Raw genomic sequence first — 18,133 nt, forward strand, 5'->3', positions numbered from 1 at the left:
CGAGGTAGCCGCGATTCAGGTAATACGAGCGGACGTTTTCCAGGTCGCCGGTGAGCTTGTCTTTCGCGTACAGGTCGTTCTTCGTGTACCACGAGAACCAGTTCGGCGTGGACAGCTGCATTTCATCGCGCAGGGTACCCGTGCTGAACGCCTTGTTGCCGATGAAGTTGATCTGGCGGATCTTCGCGCTCGGACCTTCCGCCACCGAGAACAGCACCGACACGCGGTTACGGTCGATCGGCGTGATCGTGGTGGTGACCTCGGCGGCGTAATAACCACGCGTGAGGTACTGGCGCTTCAGTTCCTGCTCGGCCTTGTCGACGAGTGCCTTGTCGTAGTAACGGCCTTGCGACAGGCCGACCGCGCGCAGCGCCTTGGTCAGATTGTCCTTCTCGAACTCGTGAATGCCCGCGAAGTCGATCGAGCCGACCGCCGGACGTTCCAGCACCTGCACGATGACGACGTTGCCTTCAGTCGCGATCTTGACGTCGTTGAAAAAGCCCGTGGCGTACAGCGCGCGAATGGCTTCAGAAGCCTTGTCGTCGCTAAAGGTATCGCCTTGCTTGATGGGCAGGTACGCGAACACGGTACCAGGTTCGACGCGTTGCAATCCCTCGATCCGGATGTCTTGCACCACGAAGGGCGTCGTTGCGTGAGCAACCAGCCCATGCGCGGCGAATGCCGCGGCTATAACCGTCTTTGGAACAAAGCGATGAGGTTTAAACAACGTGCTTCCCCAGTGTGTATAGCTGCATCAGGTCGGGCGGTCGCCATCGTGAACGCCGCCAGACACTTTAAAAATGGATTAAACGAGCCAGATCGTTGAACAGCGCAATCGCCGACAACGCGACGATGCAGGCGAGACCCGCCCTCTGAAAAACGAGTTGCCAGCGATCAGAGACAACCTTGCCGGTTACAGCTTCAACCAAATAATATAACAGATGACCCCCGTCCAATACCGGAATTGGTAACAGGTTCAGTACGCCGAGGCTAATACTGACAAGGGCCAGGAACGACAGGAATGCAGAAGGACCTAGACGTGCGCTCTTTCCTGCGTAATCGGCGATCGTCACGGGGCCAGAAAGATTCTTCAGCGAAGCCTCGCCGACGATCATTCGTCCGAACATGCGCACGGAGTAAACAGCGAGATCCCAGGTGCGGCGCGCGCCCAGTTGCAGGCTTTCGACCGGACCGTAATGCACGTCGATCGAAGGCACCTGAGTGGCGAGTTCCGCGCCGATACGGCCGATCTGCTGCCCTGTCGCGTCATCACGTTGCGACTGCGGGACGATGCGAACGTCTTCCAGCCTGCCCGCCGCCTGTCCGCCACGTTCCACTTGCAGCGTCAGGGGCGTGCCGGCGTGCGATTTTACATAGGCGATGAAGGCCGTGGCATTGTCGGTAGGGATACCGTTGATCGCGCGCAGACGGTCACCCACGGCAAGACCTGCTTTTTGCGCCGCGCTATCGGGTTGCACTCCCGCGACCGTCAGCTTGCCGCCCCCCGGTTCGAAACCGAGATGCGACATAAAATCGTCGTCGACGTCTTTCTCGGTGATGCCGCGCAGATCGAGCTGGAAATCCGAGGTGCCGTGGGCGTCTTTCGCGCTCAGCACGACGCGCTTGTGATCGAATGCCGCGCCCAGCAGTTTCCAGCGCAAATCGGACCACGAGCGCACGCGCTCGGATTCACCGGCATTCTCGGCACGCACCGCGACAATCGTTTCGCCGCCGTCGAAACCGGCCAGCGCCGCCGGCGTATTTGCAGCGGGCGCCGCGACCACAGCCGCCGGCTCCGTCACGCCGGTGGCGAACACGAGGGCGAACAGCACGATGGCAAGCAGGAAGTTTGCGACCGGGCCGGCCGCGACAATCGCGAAACGGCGCCACACCGACTGCCGGTTGAACGCATGCGGCAAAGCCTCAACGGGAATCGGCGCGCCGCCGGTCTCGCGCTCGTCGAGCATCTTCACGTAGCCGCCCAGCGGCAGCGCGGCAATTGTCCATTCGGTACCGGTCTTCGGGCTCACCCATTGGAACAGCGGCTTGCCGAAGCCGATCGAAAAACGCAATACCTTGACGCCGCACAAACGCGCCACGCTGTAATGCCCGTACTCGTGGACGACCACGAGCACGCCAATCGCGACCGCGAAGGCAAGCAGTTCGATCAGCAGATTCATAGGCGCCTCACTGGACGGCGCGTTCCGTGCGACGGGCGCCATCCGGCAGACGCGCGATGAAGTCGGCAGCGGCGCGACGCGCGGCCGCATCCGCTTCGATCGCGTCTTCCAGCGCGTGCGCGCTACGGTTCGGCAACGCGTTGAGCACCGCGTCGACTACCTGGGCGATCGCCATGAAACCGATCTGACGTGCCAGGAACGCTTCAACGGCGACTTCGTTCGCGGCATTCAGGGCCGCGCTCGCGAGGCCTCCCTCGGCCAGCGCCTTCACCGCGAGCGCAAGACACGGGAAGCGTGCGTAATCCGGCTTTTCGAACGAGAGCGATGCGACCTGCAGCAGATCGAGTTGTGCGACACCCGAATCGATCCGCTCCGGAAACGCCAGCGCATGAGCAATCGGCGTGCGCATGTCGGGGTTGCCCAGTTGCGCGAGCACCGAGCCGTCGGCGTACGACACCATCGAATGAATCACGCTTTGCGGGTGAATCAGCACGTCGATGCGCTCGCCTGGCAAATTGAATAGCCAATGCGCCTCGATCACCTCGAGGCCCTTGTTCATCATCGTGGCCGAGTCGACGGAAATCTTGCGGCCCATCACCCAGTTCGGATGCTTGCAGGCTTCGTCAGGCGTGACGCCGGCCAGCGTGGCCGGTTCGCGCGTACGGAACGGGCCGCCCGAGGCGGTCAGGATGATCTTCGAGACGCCGCCGTGCAGCGCGGCTTCGCGCGGCAGACATTGGAAAATTGCGTTGTGTTCGCTGTCGACGGGCAACAGCACGGCGCCGTTGTCGCGCACCGCGTCCATGAAGATCGCGCCGGACATCACCAGCGCTTCCTTGTTGGCGAGCAGGATGCGCTTGCCGGCGCGCGCCGCCGCGAGACTCGGCGCGAGACCCGCGGCGCCGACGATCGCCGCCACCACGGTATCGCAGCCCGCGTTCTTCGACACGTCGACCAGCGCTTGCGGCCCGTACGTGACTTCGGTCTTGCAACCGGCCTCGCGCAGTTTCGCCGCGACGTGCGCGGCCGTATCGGCGTCGCCGACTACCGCGACTTCAGGCTGAAAGCGCAAGCATTGCTCGACGAGCTTGTCGCCGTTGCGATGCGCTGTGAGCGCGTAAACCGAAAAGCGCTCGGGATGACGCGCGACGACGTCGAGCGTGCTGTCTCCAATCGAGCCCGTGGAACCGAGCAATGTCAGACGTTTTTGCATATCTCTTTCTCTAGCCGAGCAGCAGCATGGCAAGCGGAAGCACCGGCAACAATGCGTCGATGCGGTCGAGCACGCCACCGTGCCCAGGCAACAGGCCGCTTGAATCTTTCACCCCGGCCTGGCGTTTCATCATTGATTCGAACAGGTCGCCCACCACGCTGAATGCCACCAGCAAGGTCAGTGCGAGCAGCGTACGTACGGCACCCAGTTGCGCCAGCAGCGCGGAGTACAAGGTTGGCTCGAACGCATGAAATACGACCGCCGCCGCGGCGACGATCATGACCACCAGCCAGCCGCCGATCGCGCCCTCCCAAGTCTTACCCGGGCTGATGGCAGGCGCCAGCTTGTGCTTGCCGAACGCTTTTCCGGAGAAGTATGCGCCGATATCGGCCAGCCATACCAACAGCAGCAGCGACAGCACGAACGGCACGCCCTTCATGCGCGCGGCGACGAGAGCATGCCAGCACGCGACGAATACCACAATGCCGGCAAGGAATAGAAAAGCGCGCCAGGCGCCTTGCGCGAGGGTCGGCTTGCGCAGGAGCACATACGGCCCCGCGATCACCCAGAAAATAGCGGCTGCCTGAAAGAGCGGCCGGGGCTCCTCGACACCGGTGCCAAGCCGCGTGCTCGCGACCAGCGCAACCGCGGCCACCAGCGCGTAGATGACCGGACCCGCGCCGCCGAGCTTGAGCAGGCGCGCCCATTCCCACGCGGCGAACACGACGACGAAAGCGATCAGCGCGCCGAACGCGCCGACCGGCGCGAACAACGTGACCGGCAGGAAGACCGCCAGCAGGATGATCGCCGTGATAACACGGGTTTTTAGCATGGAAGCGAATCGACGTTTTGCGATTGCGGCTCGAGTTGAGCACTGGTGCGGCCGAAGCGGCGCTCACGCTCCGCGTAGGAAGCGATGGCGTGGCCGAGCGCTTCCGCGTCGAAGTCCGGCCAGAATGTGTCGGTGAAGTAAAACTCGGTGTAGGCGAGCTGCCACAGCAGAAAGTTGCTGACACGGCGCTCGCCGCCGGTGCGGATGAAGAGGTCCGGCTCCGGCGCATAGGCCATCGACAGGTGTTCGGCGAACGAATCTTCGTTCACCTCGACCGCCTTGCCCGCCAGCGCCGATTGCTCGGCCAGCTTACGGGTGGCTTGCATGATGTCCCAGCGGCCGCCGTAATTGGCGGCAATGGTGAGCGTGAGACGTGTATTGCGCGCGGTTTTGCTTTCCGCGCGCTTGATCAGGTCGCGAATACGCGTATCGAATCGAGCCAGATCGCCAACCACGCGCAAACGGATGCCGTTGGCGTGCAGCTTGCCGATCTCGCGCTCCAACGCGGTGACGAACAGCCGCATCAGGAACGACACTTCGTCGTTCGGGCGGCGCCAGTTTTCGGAGCTGAAGGCAAACAGCGTCAGGTATTCGACGCCCTGCCGGGCGCACGCCTCGACCGCCGCGCGCACTGCGTCGACGCCGCGCGTATGGCCGGCCACGCGCGGCAGGCGCCGCTGGGTCGCCCAACGGCCGTTGCCGTCCATGATGATCGCGATATGTCGCGGCACCGCGGCGACATCAGGCACGCGCACGGTTGAGCTGGTATAGGTCATGGCCGTCGGGACAGTGACTGCAAAAAAAGTGGAAGTCTTGAACGTGCTGAGTGCCCACAAGTCCGGCGCTTCGCGCCAAGCCCCTGAGGAGGCAATCCCCCAAGAGGACTTCCTGTGGAGCGAAAAACTTCGGGCGGCCCGCCGTTCTGCTGAGTGCTCCCCAAACCTGGCGCTTCGCACCAGGCCCCCGAGGGGGCAATCCCCCGATCCCCAACCGGACTTCCTTCGGGGCAGAGGACTTTCTGCCGAACGGAAAACCTTGAACCGTCCGGCGTTCTCCTGGGAGCCAACGGCCTCAGACCGTCATGATCTCAGCTTCTTTAGTTACTACAAGTTTGTCGATCTCCGCGACAAACTTGTCCGTCAGTTTCTGAACGTCGTCACCTGCACGACGCTCGTCATCTTCAGAAATTTCCTTGTCTTTCACGAGCTTTTTCAGTTGCTCGTTTGCATCACGGCGCAGGTTACGAACCGCGACCTTGGCCGTTTCCGCTTCGCTCTTGACCACTTTGGTCAGTTCGCGGCGGCGTTCTTCGGTCAGCGCGGGCATCGGCACGCGGATCACGTCGCCTTGCGTAGCCGGGTTCAGACCGAGGTCCGACTCGCGGATCGCCTTTTCGACGACCTGGACCATCTTCTTTTCCCACGGCTGCACGCCGATCGTGCGTGCGTCGATCAACGTCAGGTTCGCGACCTGCGAAATCGGCACCGGCGAACCGTAGTAATCGCACTGGATGTGATCGAGCAGACCCGTGTGTGCACGGCCCGTGCGGATCTTCGACAGATCGTTCTTGAACGCGTCGATGGAACGCTGCATCTTTTGTTCAGCGCCCTTCCTGATATCAGCCACAGACATTTTTAAACCTCCGAACCTTCAAAACGGTGCGAGCCGGCCAGCGCGCGCATGATGCGGCGGCCTGGGCCCGCGTTAAAGCCCACGTTATGTGAACGAGAGTTTACACGTGGACGAGGGTGCCCTCGTCCTCGCCTTGTACGATGCGCTTGAGCGCGCCCGGCTTGACGATCGAAAACACCCGGATCGGCAGCTTCTGGTCGCGGCACAGCGCGAACGCCGTGGCGTCCATCACCTGCAGATTGCGGCCGATGGCTTCGTCGAAACTGATCGTGGTGTAACGGGTCGCGCTCGAGTCTTTCTTGGGGTCGGCGGAATAGACGCCGTCCACCTTGGTGGCCTTCAGCACGACTTCCGCGCCGATTTCCGAGCCGCGCAGCGCAGCGGCCGTATCAGTCGTGAAGAACGGGTTGCCGGTACCGGCCGCGAAAATCACGACTTTGCCTTCTTCGAGCTGGCGAATCGCGCGGGGCCGGATGTACGGCTCAACCACCTGGTCCATGCGCAGCGCGGATTGCACGCGCGCTTCGATGCCGGCGTGGCGCATTGCGTCCTGCAGCGCCAACGCGTTCATCATGGTGGCCAGCATGCCCATGTAGTCAGCCGTGGCGCGGTCCATACCGGCCGCGCCGCCCGCGACGCCGCGAAAAATGTTGCCGCCGCCGATCACCACGGCCAGCTGCGTTCCGAGACGGACCACTTCGGCCACGTCCGCCACCATTCGTTCGATGGTCGCGCGATTGATGCCGAAGGCATCGTCGCCCATCAGAGCTTCACCGGAGAGTTTGAGCAGGACGCGTTTATAGGCAGTGGGCATAGGGGTATCCAGATCGCGCGGAACAGGGCAACAACAAGGGACTAATGTAGGGGTGAAATGCTGATTCGGGCAAGCGTCGCCAAATTGACGAACCCTGGGGTTCGCCAGAGACGGCCGCGCAGCGAGGGTCGACCCGCGCGCAGCCTTGCGGCGCTGCCGACCGCGGCAGAGTCTTGCTCCGCCGCGGGTCCAACGGTACTGACTTAAAGCTTAACCGATGCTTATTGCTGCTTTGCAGCAGCGACTTGAGCGGCCACTTCGGCTGCGAAGTCGTCCTGCTTCTTCTCGATGCCTTCGCCAACCACGAACAGCGCGAACTTCTGCACGCTCGCGTTGCCGGCCTTCAGCATCTGTTCGATCGTCTGCTTGTCGTTCTTAACGAACGTCTGGTTCAGCAGCGACACTTCCTTCAGGTACTTCTGCACGCTGCCGTCGACCATCTTGGCGACGATTTCAGCCGGCTTGCCCGATTCTGCAGCCTTCTGTTCAGCAATGCTGCGCTCCTTGGCGATCAGATCCGCCGGGACGTCGTCCGACGACAGCGAGACCGGCTTCATGGCGGCGATGTGCATGGCCACGTCTTTGCCGACCTGTTCGTCCGCGCCGGTGTACTCGACCAGCACGCCGATACGCGTGCCGTGCAGATACGCTGCCAGCTTGTTCGAGGTTTCGAAACGCACGAAGCGGCGGATCGACAGGTTTTCACCGATCTTGCCGACCAGCGCCAGGCGCACTGCGTCGACCGTCGAGCCGTCCAGCGGCAGGGTCGACAGCGCGGCGACGTCAGCCGGGTTTTGCGTAGCGACCAGTTCAGCGACGGTCTTCGAGAAAGCCAGGAAGTCGTCGTTCTTCGAAACGAAGTCGGTTTCGCAGTTCAGTTCGACCAGCGAACCCGCGTTGCCGCCGATAAACGATGCGACCACGCCTTCAGCCGTCACGCGCGACGCAGCCTTGCTAGCCTTGTTACCGAGCTTCACGCGCAGCAGCTCTTCAGCGCGCGCCATGTCGCCTTCGGCTTCCGTCAGCGCTTTCTTGCATTCCATCATCGGCGCGTCGGTCTTTGCGCGCAGTTCTGCAACCATGCTTGCGGTAATTGCCGCCATCATTTGCTCCTTGAGTTCCATCTGTCACACGCCGCCCGGACTTCGATGCCGGCGGCAAGAATTCGTTTCAACGTCGCCCGTATTATTGACGAGCTATGTTTCAGGCACTGTTCACAGCACATCACTACTTTGTCGCGGCTTAAAAAAAGGGGGCCTGTAGAAAGCCCCCTTTTTTGCCGGACACGGGGCAGCTTTACGCTTCCGCGTTGACCTCGACGAACTCGTCGCCGTCGCCACCACGTGCAGCCTGCACCACTTCGTTGACCGCGTTCGCACGGCCTTCGAGGATCGCGTCAGCCACGCCAGCCGTGTACAGAGCGACTGCCTTCGAAGCGTCGTCGTTACCCGGGATCACGTAATCGATGCCTTCCGGCGAGTGGTTCGTGTCAACCACGGCGATGACCGGCACGCCGAGCTTGTTAGCTTCGGTAACGGCAATCTTGTGATAGCCGACGTCGACCACGAAGATCGCGTCCGGAATACCGCCCATGTCTTTCACGCCGCCGATCGACTTTTGCAGCTTGGCCATTTCGCGTTCGAACAGGAGCGCTTCCTTCTTGCTCATGCGTTCGGTTTCGCCTGCTTCCAGCGCTGCTTCCATGTCCTTCAGGCGCTTGATCGAGACCTTCAGCGTCTTGAAGTTGGTCAGCATGCCGCCGAGCCAGCGCGCGTTGACGTACGGCATGCCAGCGCGTTGCGCTTCTTCAGCGATCGTGTCACGCGATTGACGCTTCGTGCCGACGAACAGGATCGTGCCGCGATTCGCCGCCAGTTGACGCGCGTACTTCAGCGCGTCGTTGTACATCGGCAGCGTCTTTTCGAGGTTGATGATGTGAATCTTGTTGCGATGGCCGAAAATGAAGGGGGCCATCTTCGGGTTCCAGAAGCGCGTTTGGTGACCGAAGTGGACACCGGCTTCCAGCATTTGACGCATGGTAACTGCCATGAAAATCTCCGCGAGGGTTGGGTCTTAAGCCGGCTGCCGTATCTGCCGCGCCGCCTTTTTTCGGCTGAACGCGACGGACACCCTGGGTGCGCCGGCTTGCGAGTCTGCTGCCTTGGTACTACCTTGCCCGTAGCGCAGGCAACTATCGCTACGAGGCGCCTCTCCTGCCAGTTTGTGCTTACCAGAGCAGCCAATAAAGCAACAAAATAAGACAGAGATCGACTTAGCCAAAGATTATAGCACGCGACTATCGGCCGACTCAACCTGCGGTAGCTCCCATTTGACGCAGCCGGGTTGCACCCGGGCACCAGCCGGGCCCGAGCCAGGGTGGCGGCCACAGCCGCGAAGATGGGCGCGACAGAAGGTGCAGAGACCGCCGCCAAACGCCCGCAAAAGGCCACTGTCCTCTTGCAAAAGCCTGCGGCGGCGGGAATATGGTGCGATAATCTTGCAATAAATCGCATTTCAGGCCCGACTCATGGCTATTACGCTCAAAAACGAACACGATATCGCGCAAATGCGCGTCGCCTGCAAGCTCGCTAGCGAAGTGCTCGACTACATCACGCCGTTCATCACGGCCGGCGTCACAACCGGCGAACTCGACCGGCTGTGTCACGAATACATGCTCCAGGTACAAGGCACGGTTCCGGCGCCGCTGAATTATCAGCCGACCGGCTATCCGCCTTACCCGAAAGCCACCTGCATTTCGGTCAACGACGTGATCTGCCACGGCATTCCGGGCGATAAAACGCTGAAGCACGGCGACGCGCTGAATATTGACGTCACGGTGATCAAGGAAGGTTACTTCGGCGACACCAGCCGGATGTTCATCGTCGGCGAAGGTTCGATCATGGCGAAGCGGCTGGTCCAGACCACCTTCGAATGCATGTGGCTCGGCATCGATCAGGTGCGTCCGGGCGCCCATCTCGGCGATATCGGCTATGCGATCCAGAAGCATGCCGAAGCGCAAGGCTACAGCGTGGTGCGCGAGTATTGCGGCCACGGAATCGGCACCGTGTTCCACGAAGATCCGCAAGTCCTGCACTACGGCCGCCCTGGCACCGGGATCGAGTTGCAGACCGGCATGATCTTCACGATCGAGCCGATGATCAACGCCGGCCGGCGCGACATCCGCACCATGCCGGACCAGTGGACCGTCAAAACCAAAGACCGCAGCCTGTCGGCGCAGTGGGAGCACACGGTGCTCGTCACCGAAACGGGCTACGACGTGCTGACTGTCTCGGCCGGCACGCCCGCGCGTCCGCCGGTCGTTGCGGCCACGGCCTGATCGACTTCCGACCTCACCCGCCCCCTGCCAATGAGTAGTGTTCCAGCCGTCGCCCAATCCCATGCCACGTCGCTCAAGGCGGACTATAAAGTGGCCAAAGCCCAGTTGCTGGAACGCTTCAAGACCGCCTCCAATGTCGACTCGCTGATGGCAGCGCTCGCGCGCGTCACGGACGAGTCGCTGCGCGCCGCCTGGAACACCTGTGAACTGCCGGCGGAGCTGGCCCTGCTGGCGGTCGGCGGTTACGGGCGGGGCGAACTCGCGCCGCATTCCGACATCGACATTCTGGTGCTGCTGCCCGACGCGCCGATTGCGCATCTCGAAGCGCGCATCGAACGCTTCATCAGTCTTGCGTGGGATCTCGGGCTCGAACTCGGCAGCAGCGTGCGCAGCGTCGTGCAGTGTGTCGAAGAAGCCGCCAACGACGTCACCGTGCGCACCTCGCTGCTCGAGGCCCGGCGCATCACGGGCAGCGCCCCGCTGTTCGACGACTTTGCGAAGCGCTACCGCGAAACGCTCGACCCGCGCGCATTCTTCCAGGCCAAAGTGCTGGAAATGCGTCAGCGGCACGCCAAGTTTCAGGACACGCCTTATTCGCTCGAGCCGAACGTCAAGGAAAGCCCGGGTGGCCTGCGCGACCTGCAACTGATTCTGTGGATCACGCAGGCAGCGGGCTTCGGCAGTAGCTGGCGCGAGCTCGAAGCACGCGGCTTGATCACCGAGCGGGAAGCGCGCGAACTGCGCCGCAACGAAGGCTTCCTGAAAACGCTGCGGGCGCGGCTGCATGTGCTCGCCGGCCGTCGTCAGGACATTCTGGTGTTCGACCTGCAAACGCCGGTGGCCGAGAGCTTCGGCTACAAGCCAACGGCCACCAAGCGTGCCAGCGAACAACTGATGCGCCGCTATTACTGGGCCGCCAAGGCCGTCACGCAGCTCGCGACGATCCTGATCCAGAACATCGAGGCACAGCTTTTCCCCGACACGAGCGGCATCACGCGCGTGCTGTCGGACCGTTTCGTCGAAAAACAAGGCATGCTGGAAATCGCCAGCGACGACGTATTTCAACGCGAGCCGAACGCGATCCTCGAAGCTTTTCTGCTTTACGAACAAACGCCTGGCGTGAAGGGTTTATCGGCGCGCACGCTGCGCGCGATCTACAACGCCCGCGACGTCATGGATCAGCATTGGCGGCGCGATCCGGAAAACCGGCGCCTCTTCATGGACATCCTGAAGGAGCCGGCCGGCATCACCCACGCGATGCGGCTGATGAACCAGACCAGCGTGCTCGGGCGTTACCTGCTGAACTTCCGGCGCATTGTCGGCCAGATGCAGCACGACCTGTATCACGTCTATACGGTCGATCAGCACATCCTGATGGTGTTGCGCAATCTGCGCCGCTTCGCGGTAGCCGAACACGCGCACGAATATCCGTTCTGCAGTCAGCTGATCGCCAATTTCGACCGGCCGTGGGTGTTGTACGTGGCGGCGCTGTTTCACGACATCGCCAAGGGCCGCGGCGGCGACCATTCCACGCTCGGCATGGCGGATGCGCGGCGCTTCTGCCGCAGCCATGGCATCGAGGGTGAAGACGGCGATCTGGTCGTCTGGCTGGTCCAGCAGCATCTGACCATGAGCCAGGTGGCGCAGAAGCAGGACACGAGCGACCCCGAAGTCATCAAGCGGTTTGCCGGACTGGTCGGCAATGAGCGCCGGCTGACCGCGCTTTACCTGCTGACCGTGGCCGACATTCGCGGCACCAGCCCGAAAGTCTGGAACACATGGAAAGGCAAGCTGCTCGAGGACCTTTACCGTGCGACCCTGGCGGTACTCGGCGGCGCACGGCCTGACGCGCATTCCGAGCTGAAGTCGCGCCAGGAAGAGGCATTGGCCCTGCTGCGCCTCGAAACTGTGCCGGAAGGCGCGCAAAAGGCGCTGTGGGACAAACTGGACATCGGCTATTTCCTGCGCCACGACGCGGCGGATATCGCGTGGCAAACCCGCGTGCTGTACCGGCATGTGGAAACCGCGACGCCGATCGTGCGGGCCCGTCCGTCACCGATCGGCGAAGCGCTTCAGGTGCTGGTGTATGTGAAGGATCAGCCCGATCTGTTCGCCGGCATTTGCGCGTATTTCGACCGCAACGGCTTGTCGGTGCTCGATGCGCGGGTCAGCACGACCCGTCACGGGTACGCGCTCGATAATTTCCTCGTCGCGCATACCGAAGAAGACGTGCATTATCGCGATATTGCCAATCTGGTCGAACAGGAACTGACCGCACGCCTCACGGGTGACGGCACCCTGCTCCCGGGACCGTCGAAAGGCCGTTTGTCACGGCTGTCGCGGACCTTCCCTGTCACGCCGCGCGTCGATCTCCGGGCCGACGAGCGCGGCCAATATTACATCCTGTCCGTGTCTGCGAACGACCGGCCAGGCCTTCTTTATTCGATCGCGCGCGTGCTGGCCGAGCACCGGGTCGGCGTCGCGTCGGCGCGGATCAATACGCTCGGCGAACGCGTCGAAGACGTGTTCCTGCTGGATGGGCACGGTCTGTCGGACAACCGCCTGCAAATTCAGGTCGAGACCGAACTGCTGCGCGCGATTGCAGTGTGAGATTTCATGCGAGTCAAATTAACAGCCAAGCACCCGCGGCCGGCTTCGTCGGAACGCGCCCCTGTCCGTACCGGAAGCACTTCGGCGCGTAAGCCGACGCGCCCGGCCGGGCCGAAGCCGTCCACGTCGACGGCGGGTTTTAGCGGGGCGCGGGGTGAAGGCGCAGCGGGTGGCGGCAAGCGGCCCGCTGGAGCAGGCAAGCCGGCGGGCGCCGGTGCGCGTGCGCCACGGGCTGAAGGATCGTTTTCCCGCGAGCGGGATGCAGGCGGTGCAGGCGCTGCGCGCCGGGCGTCGTCGGATCGGCCGCCGCGGCGTGAAGGGGCCGGCGGTCCGCCGCGCCGGTTTGAAGGCGGCAGCGAGCGGGCACCGCGCCGGGACGAGGGCGATCGTCCACCGCGTAGGTTTGAAGGTGGCGCGGATCGTGGTGAACGCGCTCCGCGTCGTGCTGACGGTGAACGCGCTCAAAGCGCTCCGCGTCGGTTTGAAGGCGGCGGCGATCGTGCGCCGCGTCGGGACGAAGCTGCTCGTGCGCCCCGCAGGTTTGAAGGTGGCGCTGATCGTAGCGAACGTGCTCCGCGCCGTGCTGATGGTGAGCGTAGCCAAGGCGCTCCGCGCCGGTTTGAGGGCGGAGATCGTGCACCGCGTCGGGACGATAGCGCTCGTGCGCCCCGTAGGTTTGAAGGTGGCGCTGATCCTAGCGAACGTGCTCCGCGCCGTGCTGATGGCGAACGCCCTCAAGGCGCTCCGCGCCGGTTTGAGGGCGGCGACCGTGCGCCGCGTCGGGACGATAGTGAGCGCGCGCCCCGCCGCTTTGAAGGTGGAGATCGCAACGAACGTACTCCGCGTCGCGCTGATGGCGAACGCAGCCAAGGCGCACCCCGCCGCTTCGAAGGAAGCCCCGACCGCAGCGAACGCGCGCCCCGCCGCTTCGAAGGCAGCGCAGATCGCAGCGAACGCGCACCGCGCAGTGTCGAAGGCAACCGTGCCCCACGCCGTGAAGACGGCGAACGCCGCTCATTCAGCGGGCCGCGTCCGGGTGCAGGCCGTCCGTCGGAAGGTGGGCCGCGTGGCGAGCGTCCGGCGCGTGATGCCTCGGATCGGCCGCGCTTCGGCAGCAACCGTGGCGCCCCTCAGGAGCGCCGCACCGGCGAACGCGGGCCACGCAGCGACAGCGCAGCACCACGCCGTTTTGAAGGCGAGCGCGGCGCCTCCGAGCGTGGCGAGCGCAGTTTCGCGAAACCCGTCAAAAGCGGCTACGGCGACCGCACGGATCGTCCGGCGCGCGCACCGCGCGACGACCGCGGCGAACGAGCACCCGCCAAACGTGAATTCGGCGATCGTCCGGCGCGTGCCGGCGAACGTAGCGAACGGTCCGATCGGGGCGAACGCCCGGCTCGCAGTTTCGACAAGGCACTCCCGGCCGCCGGCCGCCGCTTCGGCGACGACAACCGCCCCGCCCGTGCCGACAAGCCGCGTGGTCCGGCGCCGGCCGCCAGAGCCGAACACGGCGATGACGTCGATGCCGCCCCGCGCACGCCGCGCCGCGATTACGAAGACGCACCGGGCACCCTGCGCCTGTCCAAGCTGATGTCGGAGCTCGGCCTGTGCTCACGCCGCGAAGCGGACGAGTGGATCGAAAAGGGCTGGGTGCTGGTCGACGGCGAGCGGATCGACACGCTCGGCACCAAGGTTCGCCCGGACCAGCGCATCGAGGTCGACCCGGCCGCCGAAGCGGCGCAAGCGAGCCAGGTGACGGTCCTGATCCACAAGCCCGTGGGCCTCGTATCGGGCCAGGCGGAAGACGGCTATCAACCGGCGATCACGCTGGTCACGCCGGAAAATCGCTGGGAAGGCGACAGTTCGGACGTCCGCTTCTCGGTCTCGCATCTGCGCCAGCTTGCACCGGCCGGGCGCCTCGACATCGATTCGACGGGCTTGCTGGTGCTGACGCAGGACGGCCGCATTGCCAAACAGTTGATCGGCGGCCATTCGGAAATCGACAAGGAATATCTGGTGCGCGTGTCGTTCGGCGAGCACACCACTGACGTCGAAAGCCACTTCCCGCCGGAAAGCCTCGCGCTCTTGTGCCACGGCCTCTCGCTCGACGACGTGCCGCTGAAACCCGCACAGGTCAATTGGCAAAACGGCGAGCAACTGCGATTCGTGCTGCGTGAAGGCAAGAAACGCCAGATCCGCCGGATGTGCGAACTGGTCGGCCTCGAAGTACTCGGCCTGAAGCGTGTGCGGATGGGCCAGGTGATGCTGGGCGCACTGCCGCCGGGCCAATGGCGCTATCTGTCGGCGGACGAGTCGTTTTGATGCCGGGAGCTTGACGCTCAAACAAGGAGAAACTCACGGCGCCCGCACCGTGACGCTCGCCCAACAAAAAACCCACGTGAAAACGTGGGTTTTTTACGTCTGCTGCGACACACGCGACAATGCATCCGCCGCAGCCCGGGACCCCAACGTTAGTCGTCGCTATTCGGGTCCATATCCGGAAACAGGACTTCGGTGAAGCCGAACTTTGCGAAATCATTGATCCGCATCGGGTACAGCTTGCCGATCAGGTGGTCGCACTCATGCTGGACGACGCGCGCGTGAAAGCCCTCGGCAACGCGGTCGATCGGCTTGCCGTACTGGTCGAAGCCGTGATACTTGATCATCGAAAACCGGCTTACCGCGCCGCGCAGACCCGGCACGGACAGACAGCCTTCCCAGCCCTCTTCCATATCCAGCGACACCGGTGTGATAGTCGGGTTGATCAGCACCGTCTCCGGCACCGGCGGCGCATCCGGATAGCGTTCGTTATGCCCGAAGCCGAAGATCACCACCTGCAGATTGACGCCCACCTGCGGCGCGGCGAGCCCCGCACCGTTCGCGTCGTGCATGGTCTCGAACATGTCTTTGACGAGTTCATGCAGTTCGGGGGTGTCGAAGTGATCGACCGGATCGGCAATTTGCAAAAGGCGCGGATCGCCCATCTTGAGAATTTCGCGGATCATAACTGCCCCTCCAGGAGCTTACGCATACCATCTTCGTCGAGTACCGGAATGCCGAGTTCCTCGGCTTTCGCCAATTTGCTGCCCGCTTCGGCCCCCGCCACGACGTAGTCCGTTTTCTTCGACACAGAACCTGCGACTTTCGCTCCGGCCGTTTCGAGCATTTCTTTCGCCTCTTCGCGGGCGAGTGTGGGCAAGGTGCCGGTCAACACGACCGTCTTGCCCGCCAGCACGCCTTGCGGCGCTTTGGGCGCGGGCGGCCCTTCCGGCCAGCTGACCTTGCCCGGCGCGCGCAGTTGCTCGATCACCGTGCGGTTGTGCTCTTCGGCAAAAAACTGATGAATCGACTCGGCCACGACCGGGCCCACATCGTTCACCTCCAGCAATTCCTCGACCGACGCATCCATGATCGGATTCAGCGAGCCGAAATGCTTCGCCAGATCTTTCGCCGTGGATTCGCCCACATGCCGGATACCAAGCGCGTAAATAAAGCGCGCGAGCGTAGTGTGTTTGGCTTTTTCGAGCGAGTCGAGCAGATTCTGCGCGGACTTTTCGGCAAAGCGATCGAGTTCAGCAAGCGTCGCAAAGCCGACGTTGAACAGATCGGCGGGCGTACGCACCAGATTCTGCTCGACGAGTTGATCGATGATCTTTTCGCCGAGCCCGTCGATATCCAGCGCGCGCCGCTGCGCGAAGTGCCACAGCGCCTGCTTGCGCTGCGCCGGACAAAACAGGCCCCCCGTGCAGCGCGCAATCGCCTCGTCCGGCAGACGTTCGATGCTCGAGCCGCACACCGGGCAGTGCGTGGGCATGACGAACTCGCGCGCGTCTTCCGGGCGGCGCTCCAGCAGCGCGCTCACCACTTCGGGAATCACGTCGCCGGCGCGCCGCACGATCACCGTGTCGCCGATGCGGATATCCTTGCGGCGCACTTCGTCTTCGTTGTGCAAGGTTGCGTTCGTCACCGTCGCGCCGCCGACGAACACCGGCTCGAGCCGCGCGACCGGCGTGATTGCGCCGGTGCGGCCGACCTGCACGTCGATCGCGACGAGCCTGGTCAGCGCTTCCTGCGCAGGAAATTTGTGCGCCAACGCGAAACGCGGCGCGCGTGAGACAAAGCCGAGCGCATCCTGCTCGTCGCGCCGGTTAACCTTGTAGACGACGCCGTCGATGTCGTACGGCAGCTTGTCGCGCTTCTCGCCTACTTTGTGGAAAAACCCCAGCAAGCCTTCGGCGCCTTGCACAACCGCCCGTTCGCCATTCACCGGCAAGCCGAGTTCCTTATACCAGTCGAGCAGTTCGCTATGCGTGGCCGGCATCTCAATGCCTTCGAGCACGCCGATTCCATAAGCGAAAAACGACAGCGGCCGCTGCGCGGTGATCTTCGAATCGAGTTGCCGCAGACTGCCTGCCGCGGCGTTGCGCGGATTGGCGAATTCCCGCTGCTCAGCGGCCCGCTGGCGCTCATTCAGGCGTTCAAAATCGCGCTTGAACATGAGCACTTCCCCGCGCACGTCGAGCACATGCGGCACGCGCTTACCCTTGAGCTTCAGCGGAATGGAACGGATCGTGCGGACGTTCTCCGTGACGTTCTCGCCGGTGGCGCCGTCGCCACGGGTGGACGCCTGGACGAACATGCCGTCGACGTAACGCAGCGAAATGGCAAGCCCGTCGAACTTCAGCTCAGCCGCATAGTCGACCGGTACCGCCGGTTCGCTTGCGTTCTTGCCGAGCGCGTCGGCAACGCGCTTGTCGAACGCGACGATGTCTTCATCCGCGAAGCCATTGTTCAGCGACAGCATGGGTTGATCGTGCACGACCGGCTCGAAACCGCTCGACGCCTCGCCGCCCACGCGCTGGGTGGGCGAATCGGGCACGATCAGGTCCGGATGCTCCGTCTCGATGCCTTCCAGCTCCTTGAAGAGCTTGTCGTATTCCGCGTCCGGCAGGTCCGGCTGGTCGAGCACGTAGTACGCGTAATTGGCGCGTTCGAGTTCCGCGCGCAGCCACGCGGCCCGCTCTGCCGGGGCGCTGGTTGCAGGGTTTGAGGCGGGAGTTCGGGCCATGCTGTCGGAAGCTTCTTCAGTGAAATTCAGACGTAGGATTATCGCAGGAAAGCGTGCCCCTTTACATCAGCCGAATGGGCCAGTTTCAAGCGTCGCCGTTGGGCCAGAAACGTCAACGGCCGCACATCGTGCGGCCGTCGCGTCATACATGAAAAAGTAGAGCCGTTACTGGCTGAACAAACGCCGGGTAGCCGGCGAACCCGCCGGAATGCCCGCCTGTTCAAGCCTCGCGTAGAGCGTCATCAACTGCTTTTCGATCGCCAGCAGCGCGGTTTCCGGCAGCGGACGGCGCCCGTCGTCGACCACCCGTCCGCCGATCCGCTCAGCCAACGATTTTGCGTAGTCGCACATCAGGCGGAACGGCAGGATGTCTTCGTCCGCGACCGGCACGTCGAGCACCAGCGTGATCATCTGACCACCCTTGTAGGTCAGGTCGTCACGCAGGAAATT

General features: G+C 63.3%; 15 protein-coding genes. 3 read left to right on the forward strand and 12 right to left on the reverse strand.

Features of this window, described 5'->3' with window-relative positions; genetic code table 11:
• The 9 genes from QOC89_RS03875 to rpsB all read right to left on the reverse strand — a co-directional run.
• Positions 1-727: POTRA domain-containing protein (locus tag QOC89_RS03875; protein ID WP_323043814.1), on the reverse strand; the 727-nt coding region annotated here is incomplete at its 3' end.
• A gap of 67 nt (positions 728-794) precedes the next feature.
• On the reverse strand, positions 795-2,180 hold the full coding sequence (rseP, locus tag QOC89_RS03880) for an RIP metalloprotease RseP (protein WP_323043815.1): 1,386 nt from the start codon (positions 2,178-2,180) through the stop codon (positions 795-797).
• 7 nt (positions 2,181-2,187) lie between these two features.
• Positions 2,188-3,393, reverse strand: coding sequence for a 1-deoxy-D-xylulose-5-phosphate reductoisomerase (locus QOC89_RS03885; RefSeq protein WP_323043816.1), 1,206 nt, complete (start codon positions 3,391-3,393; stop codon positions 2,188-2,190).
• 10 nt (positions 3,394-3,403) lie between these two features.
• Positions 3,404-4,225, reverse strand: coding sequence for a phosphatidate cytidylyltransferase (locus tag QOC89_RS03890; protein ID WP_323043817.1), 822 nt, complete (start codon positions 4,223-4,225; stop codon positions 3,404-3,406).
• Positions 4,219-5,001 (reverse strand): polyprenyl diphosphate synthase, encoded by a 783-nt coding sequence (gene uppS / locus QOC89_RS03895; RefSeq protein WP_323043818.1) that lies wholly within the window; start codon positions 4,999-5,001, stop codon positions 4,219-4,221. Before uppS ends, QOC89_RS03890 begins: the two co-directional genes overlap by 7 nt.
• Positions 5,002-5,296: 295 nt before the next feature.
• Positions 5,297-5,857: a ribosome recycling factor gene (frr, locus tag QOC89_RS03900; protein ID WP_012433445.1), complete on the reverse strand. Its 561-nt coding sequence runs from the start codon at positions 5,855-5,857 to the stop codon at positions 5,297-5,299.
• A 100-nt stretch (positions 5,858-5,957) separates the two neighbouring features.
• Positions 5,958-6,671: a UMP kinase gene (gene pyrH, locus QOC89_RS03905; protein WP_149668280.1), complete on the reverse strand. Its 714-nt coding sequence runs from the start codon at positions 6,669-6,671 to the stop codon at positions 5,958-5,960.
• Between the two features lie 221 nt (positions 6,672-6,892).
• The gene (tsf, locus tag QOC89_RS03910) at positions 6,893-7,774 is read right to left on the reverse strand and encodes a translation elongation factor Ts (protein ID WP_323043819.1); all 882 of its coding nucleotides are present in this window, start codon (positions 7,772-7,774) and stop codon (positions 6,893-6,895) included.
• Positions 7,775-7,967: 193 nt separating this feature from the next.
• Complete coding sequence (rpsB, locus tag QOC89_RS03915) at positions 7,968-8,720, reverse strand: 30S ribosomal protein S2 (RefSeq protein WP_179732660.1); 753 nt, start codon at positions 8,718-8,720, stop codon at positions 7,968-7,970.
• Between the two features lie 478 nt (positions 8,721-9,198).
• On the opposite strand from rpsB, the gene map reads away from it, so the two are divergent.
• From map to QOC89_RS03930, 3 genes are read left to right on the forward strand one after another with little or no spacing between them, the layout of a single operon-like run.
• Positions 9,199-10,008 carry a type I methionyl aminopeptidase gene (gene map / locus QOC89_RS03920; RefSeq protein WP_323043820.1) on the forward strand — a complete coding sequence of 270 codons (810 nt, stop codon included), beginning with the start codon at positions 9,199-9,201 and terminating at the stop codon, positions 10,006-10,008.
• Positions 10,009-10,038: 30 nt separating this feature from the next.
• Positions 10,039-12,618, forward strand: a complete 2,580-nt coding sequence (locus tag QOC89_RS03925; RefSeq protein ID WP_323043821.1) for a [protein-PII] uridylyltransferase — start codon at positions 10,039-10,041, stop codon at positions 12,616-12,618.
• A gap of 6 nt (positions 12,619-12,624) precedes the next feature.
• On the forward strand, positions 12,625-14,937 hold the full coding sequence (locus QOC89_RS03930; RefSeq protein WP_323043822.1) for a pseudouridine synthase: 2,313 nt from the start codon (positions 12,625-12,627) through the stop codon (positions 14,935-14,937).
• A 149-nt stretch (positions 14,938-15,086) separates the two neighbouring features.
• Here the strand turns inward: QOC89_RS03930 and def are convergent, their stop codons facing one another.
• The 3 genes from def to QOC89_RS03945 all read right to left on the reverse strand — a co-directional run.
• Positions 15,087-15,620, reverse strand: a complete 534-nt coding sequence (gene def / locus QOC89_RS03935; protein WP_323043823.1) for a peptide deformylase — start codon at positions 15,618-15,620, stop codon at positions 15,087-15,089.
• Positions 15,617-17,683 carry an NAD-dependent DNA ligase LigA gene (gene ligA, locus QOC89_RS03940; protein ID WP_323043824.1) on the reverse strand — a complete coding sequence of 689 codons (2,067 nt, stop codon included), beginning with the start codon at positions 17,681-17,683 and terminating at the stop codon, positions 15,617-15,619. The genes def and ligA overlap by 4 nt, the downstream gene beginning before the upstream one ends.
• Before the next feature lie 165 nt (positions 17,684-17,848).
• Positions 17,849-18,133, reverse strand: a 285-nt coding sequence (locus QOC89_RS03945; protein ID WP_323043825.1) for a cell division protein ZipA C-terminal FtsZ-binding domain-containing protein, incomplete at its 5' end; no start/stop codon positions are given.

It is taken from the genome of Paraburkholderia sp. (assembly GCF_034668105.1).
Lineage (GTDB): Bacteria > Pseudomonadota > Gammaproteobacteria > Burkholderiales > Burkholderiaceae > Paraburkholderia.

Coding starts and splice junctions, on each gene's coding strand:
- rseP (WP_323043815.1), bottom strand. CDS start 2,180: ATGAATCTGCTGATCGAACTGCTTGCCTTCGCGGTCGCGATTGGCGTG.
- QOC89_RS03885 (WP_323043816.1), bottom strand. CDS start 3,393: ATGCAAAAACGTCTGACATTGCTCGGTTCCACGGGCTCGATTGGAGAC.
- QOC89_RS03890 (WP_323043817.1), bottom strand. CDS start 4,225: ATGCTAAAAACCCGTGTTATCACGGCGATCATCCTGCTGGCGGTCTTC.
- uppS (WP_323043818.1), bottom strand. CDS start 5,001: ATGACCTATACCAGCTCAACCGTGCGCGTGCCTGATGTCGCCGCGGTG.
- frr (WP_012433445.1), bottom strand. CDS start 5,857: ATGTCTGTGGCTGATATCAGGAAGGGCGCTGAACAAAAGATGCAGCGT.
- pyrH (WP_149668280.1), bottom strand. CDS start 6,671: ATGCCCACTGCCTATAAACGCGTCCTGCTCAAACTCTCCGGTGAAGCT.
- tsf (WP_323043819.1), bottom strand. CDS start 7,774: ATGGCGGCAATTACCGCAAGCATGGTTGCAGAACTGCGCGCAAAGACC.
- rpsB (WP_179732660.1), bottom strand. CDS start 8,720: ATGGCAGTTACCATGCGTCAAATGCTGGAAGCCGGTGTCCACTTCGGT.
- map (WP_323043820.1), top strand. CDS start 9,199: ATGGCTATTACGCTCAAAAACGAACACGATATCGCGCAAATGCGCGTC.
- QOC89_RS03925 (WP_323043821.1), top strand. CDS start 10,039: ATGAGTAGTGTTCCAGCCGTCGCCCAATCCCATGCCACGTCGCTCAAG.
- QOC89_RS03930 (WP_323043822.1), top strand. CDS start 12,625: ATGCGAGTCAAATTAACAGCCAAGCACCCGCGGCCGGCTTCGTCGGAA.
- def (WP_323043823.1), bottom strand. CDS start 15,620: ATGATCCGCGAAATTCTCAAGATGGGCGATCCGCGCCTTTTGCAAATT.
- ligA (WP_323043824.1), bottom strand. CDS start 17,683: ATGGCCCGAACTCCCGCCTCAAACCCTGCAACCAGCGCCCCGGCAGAG.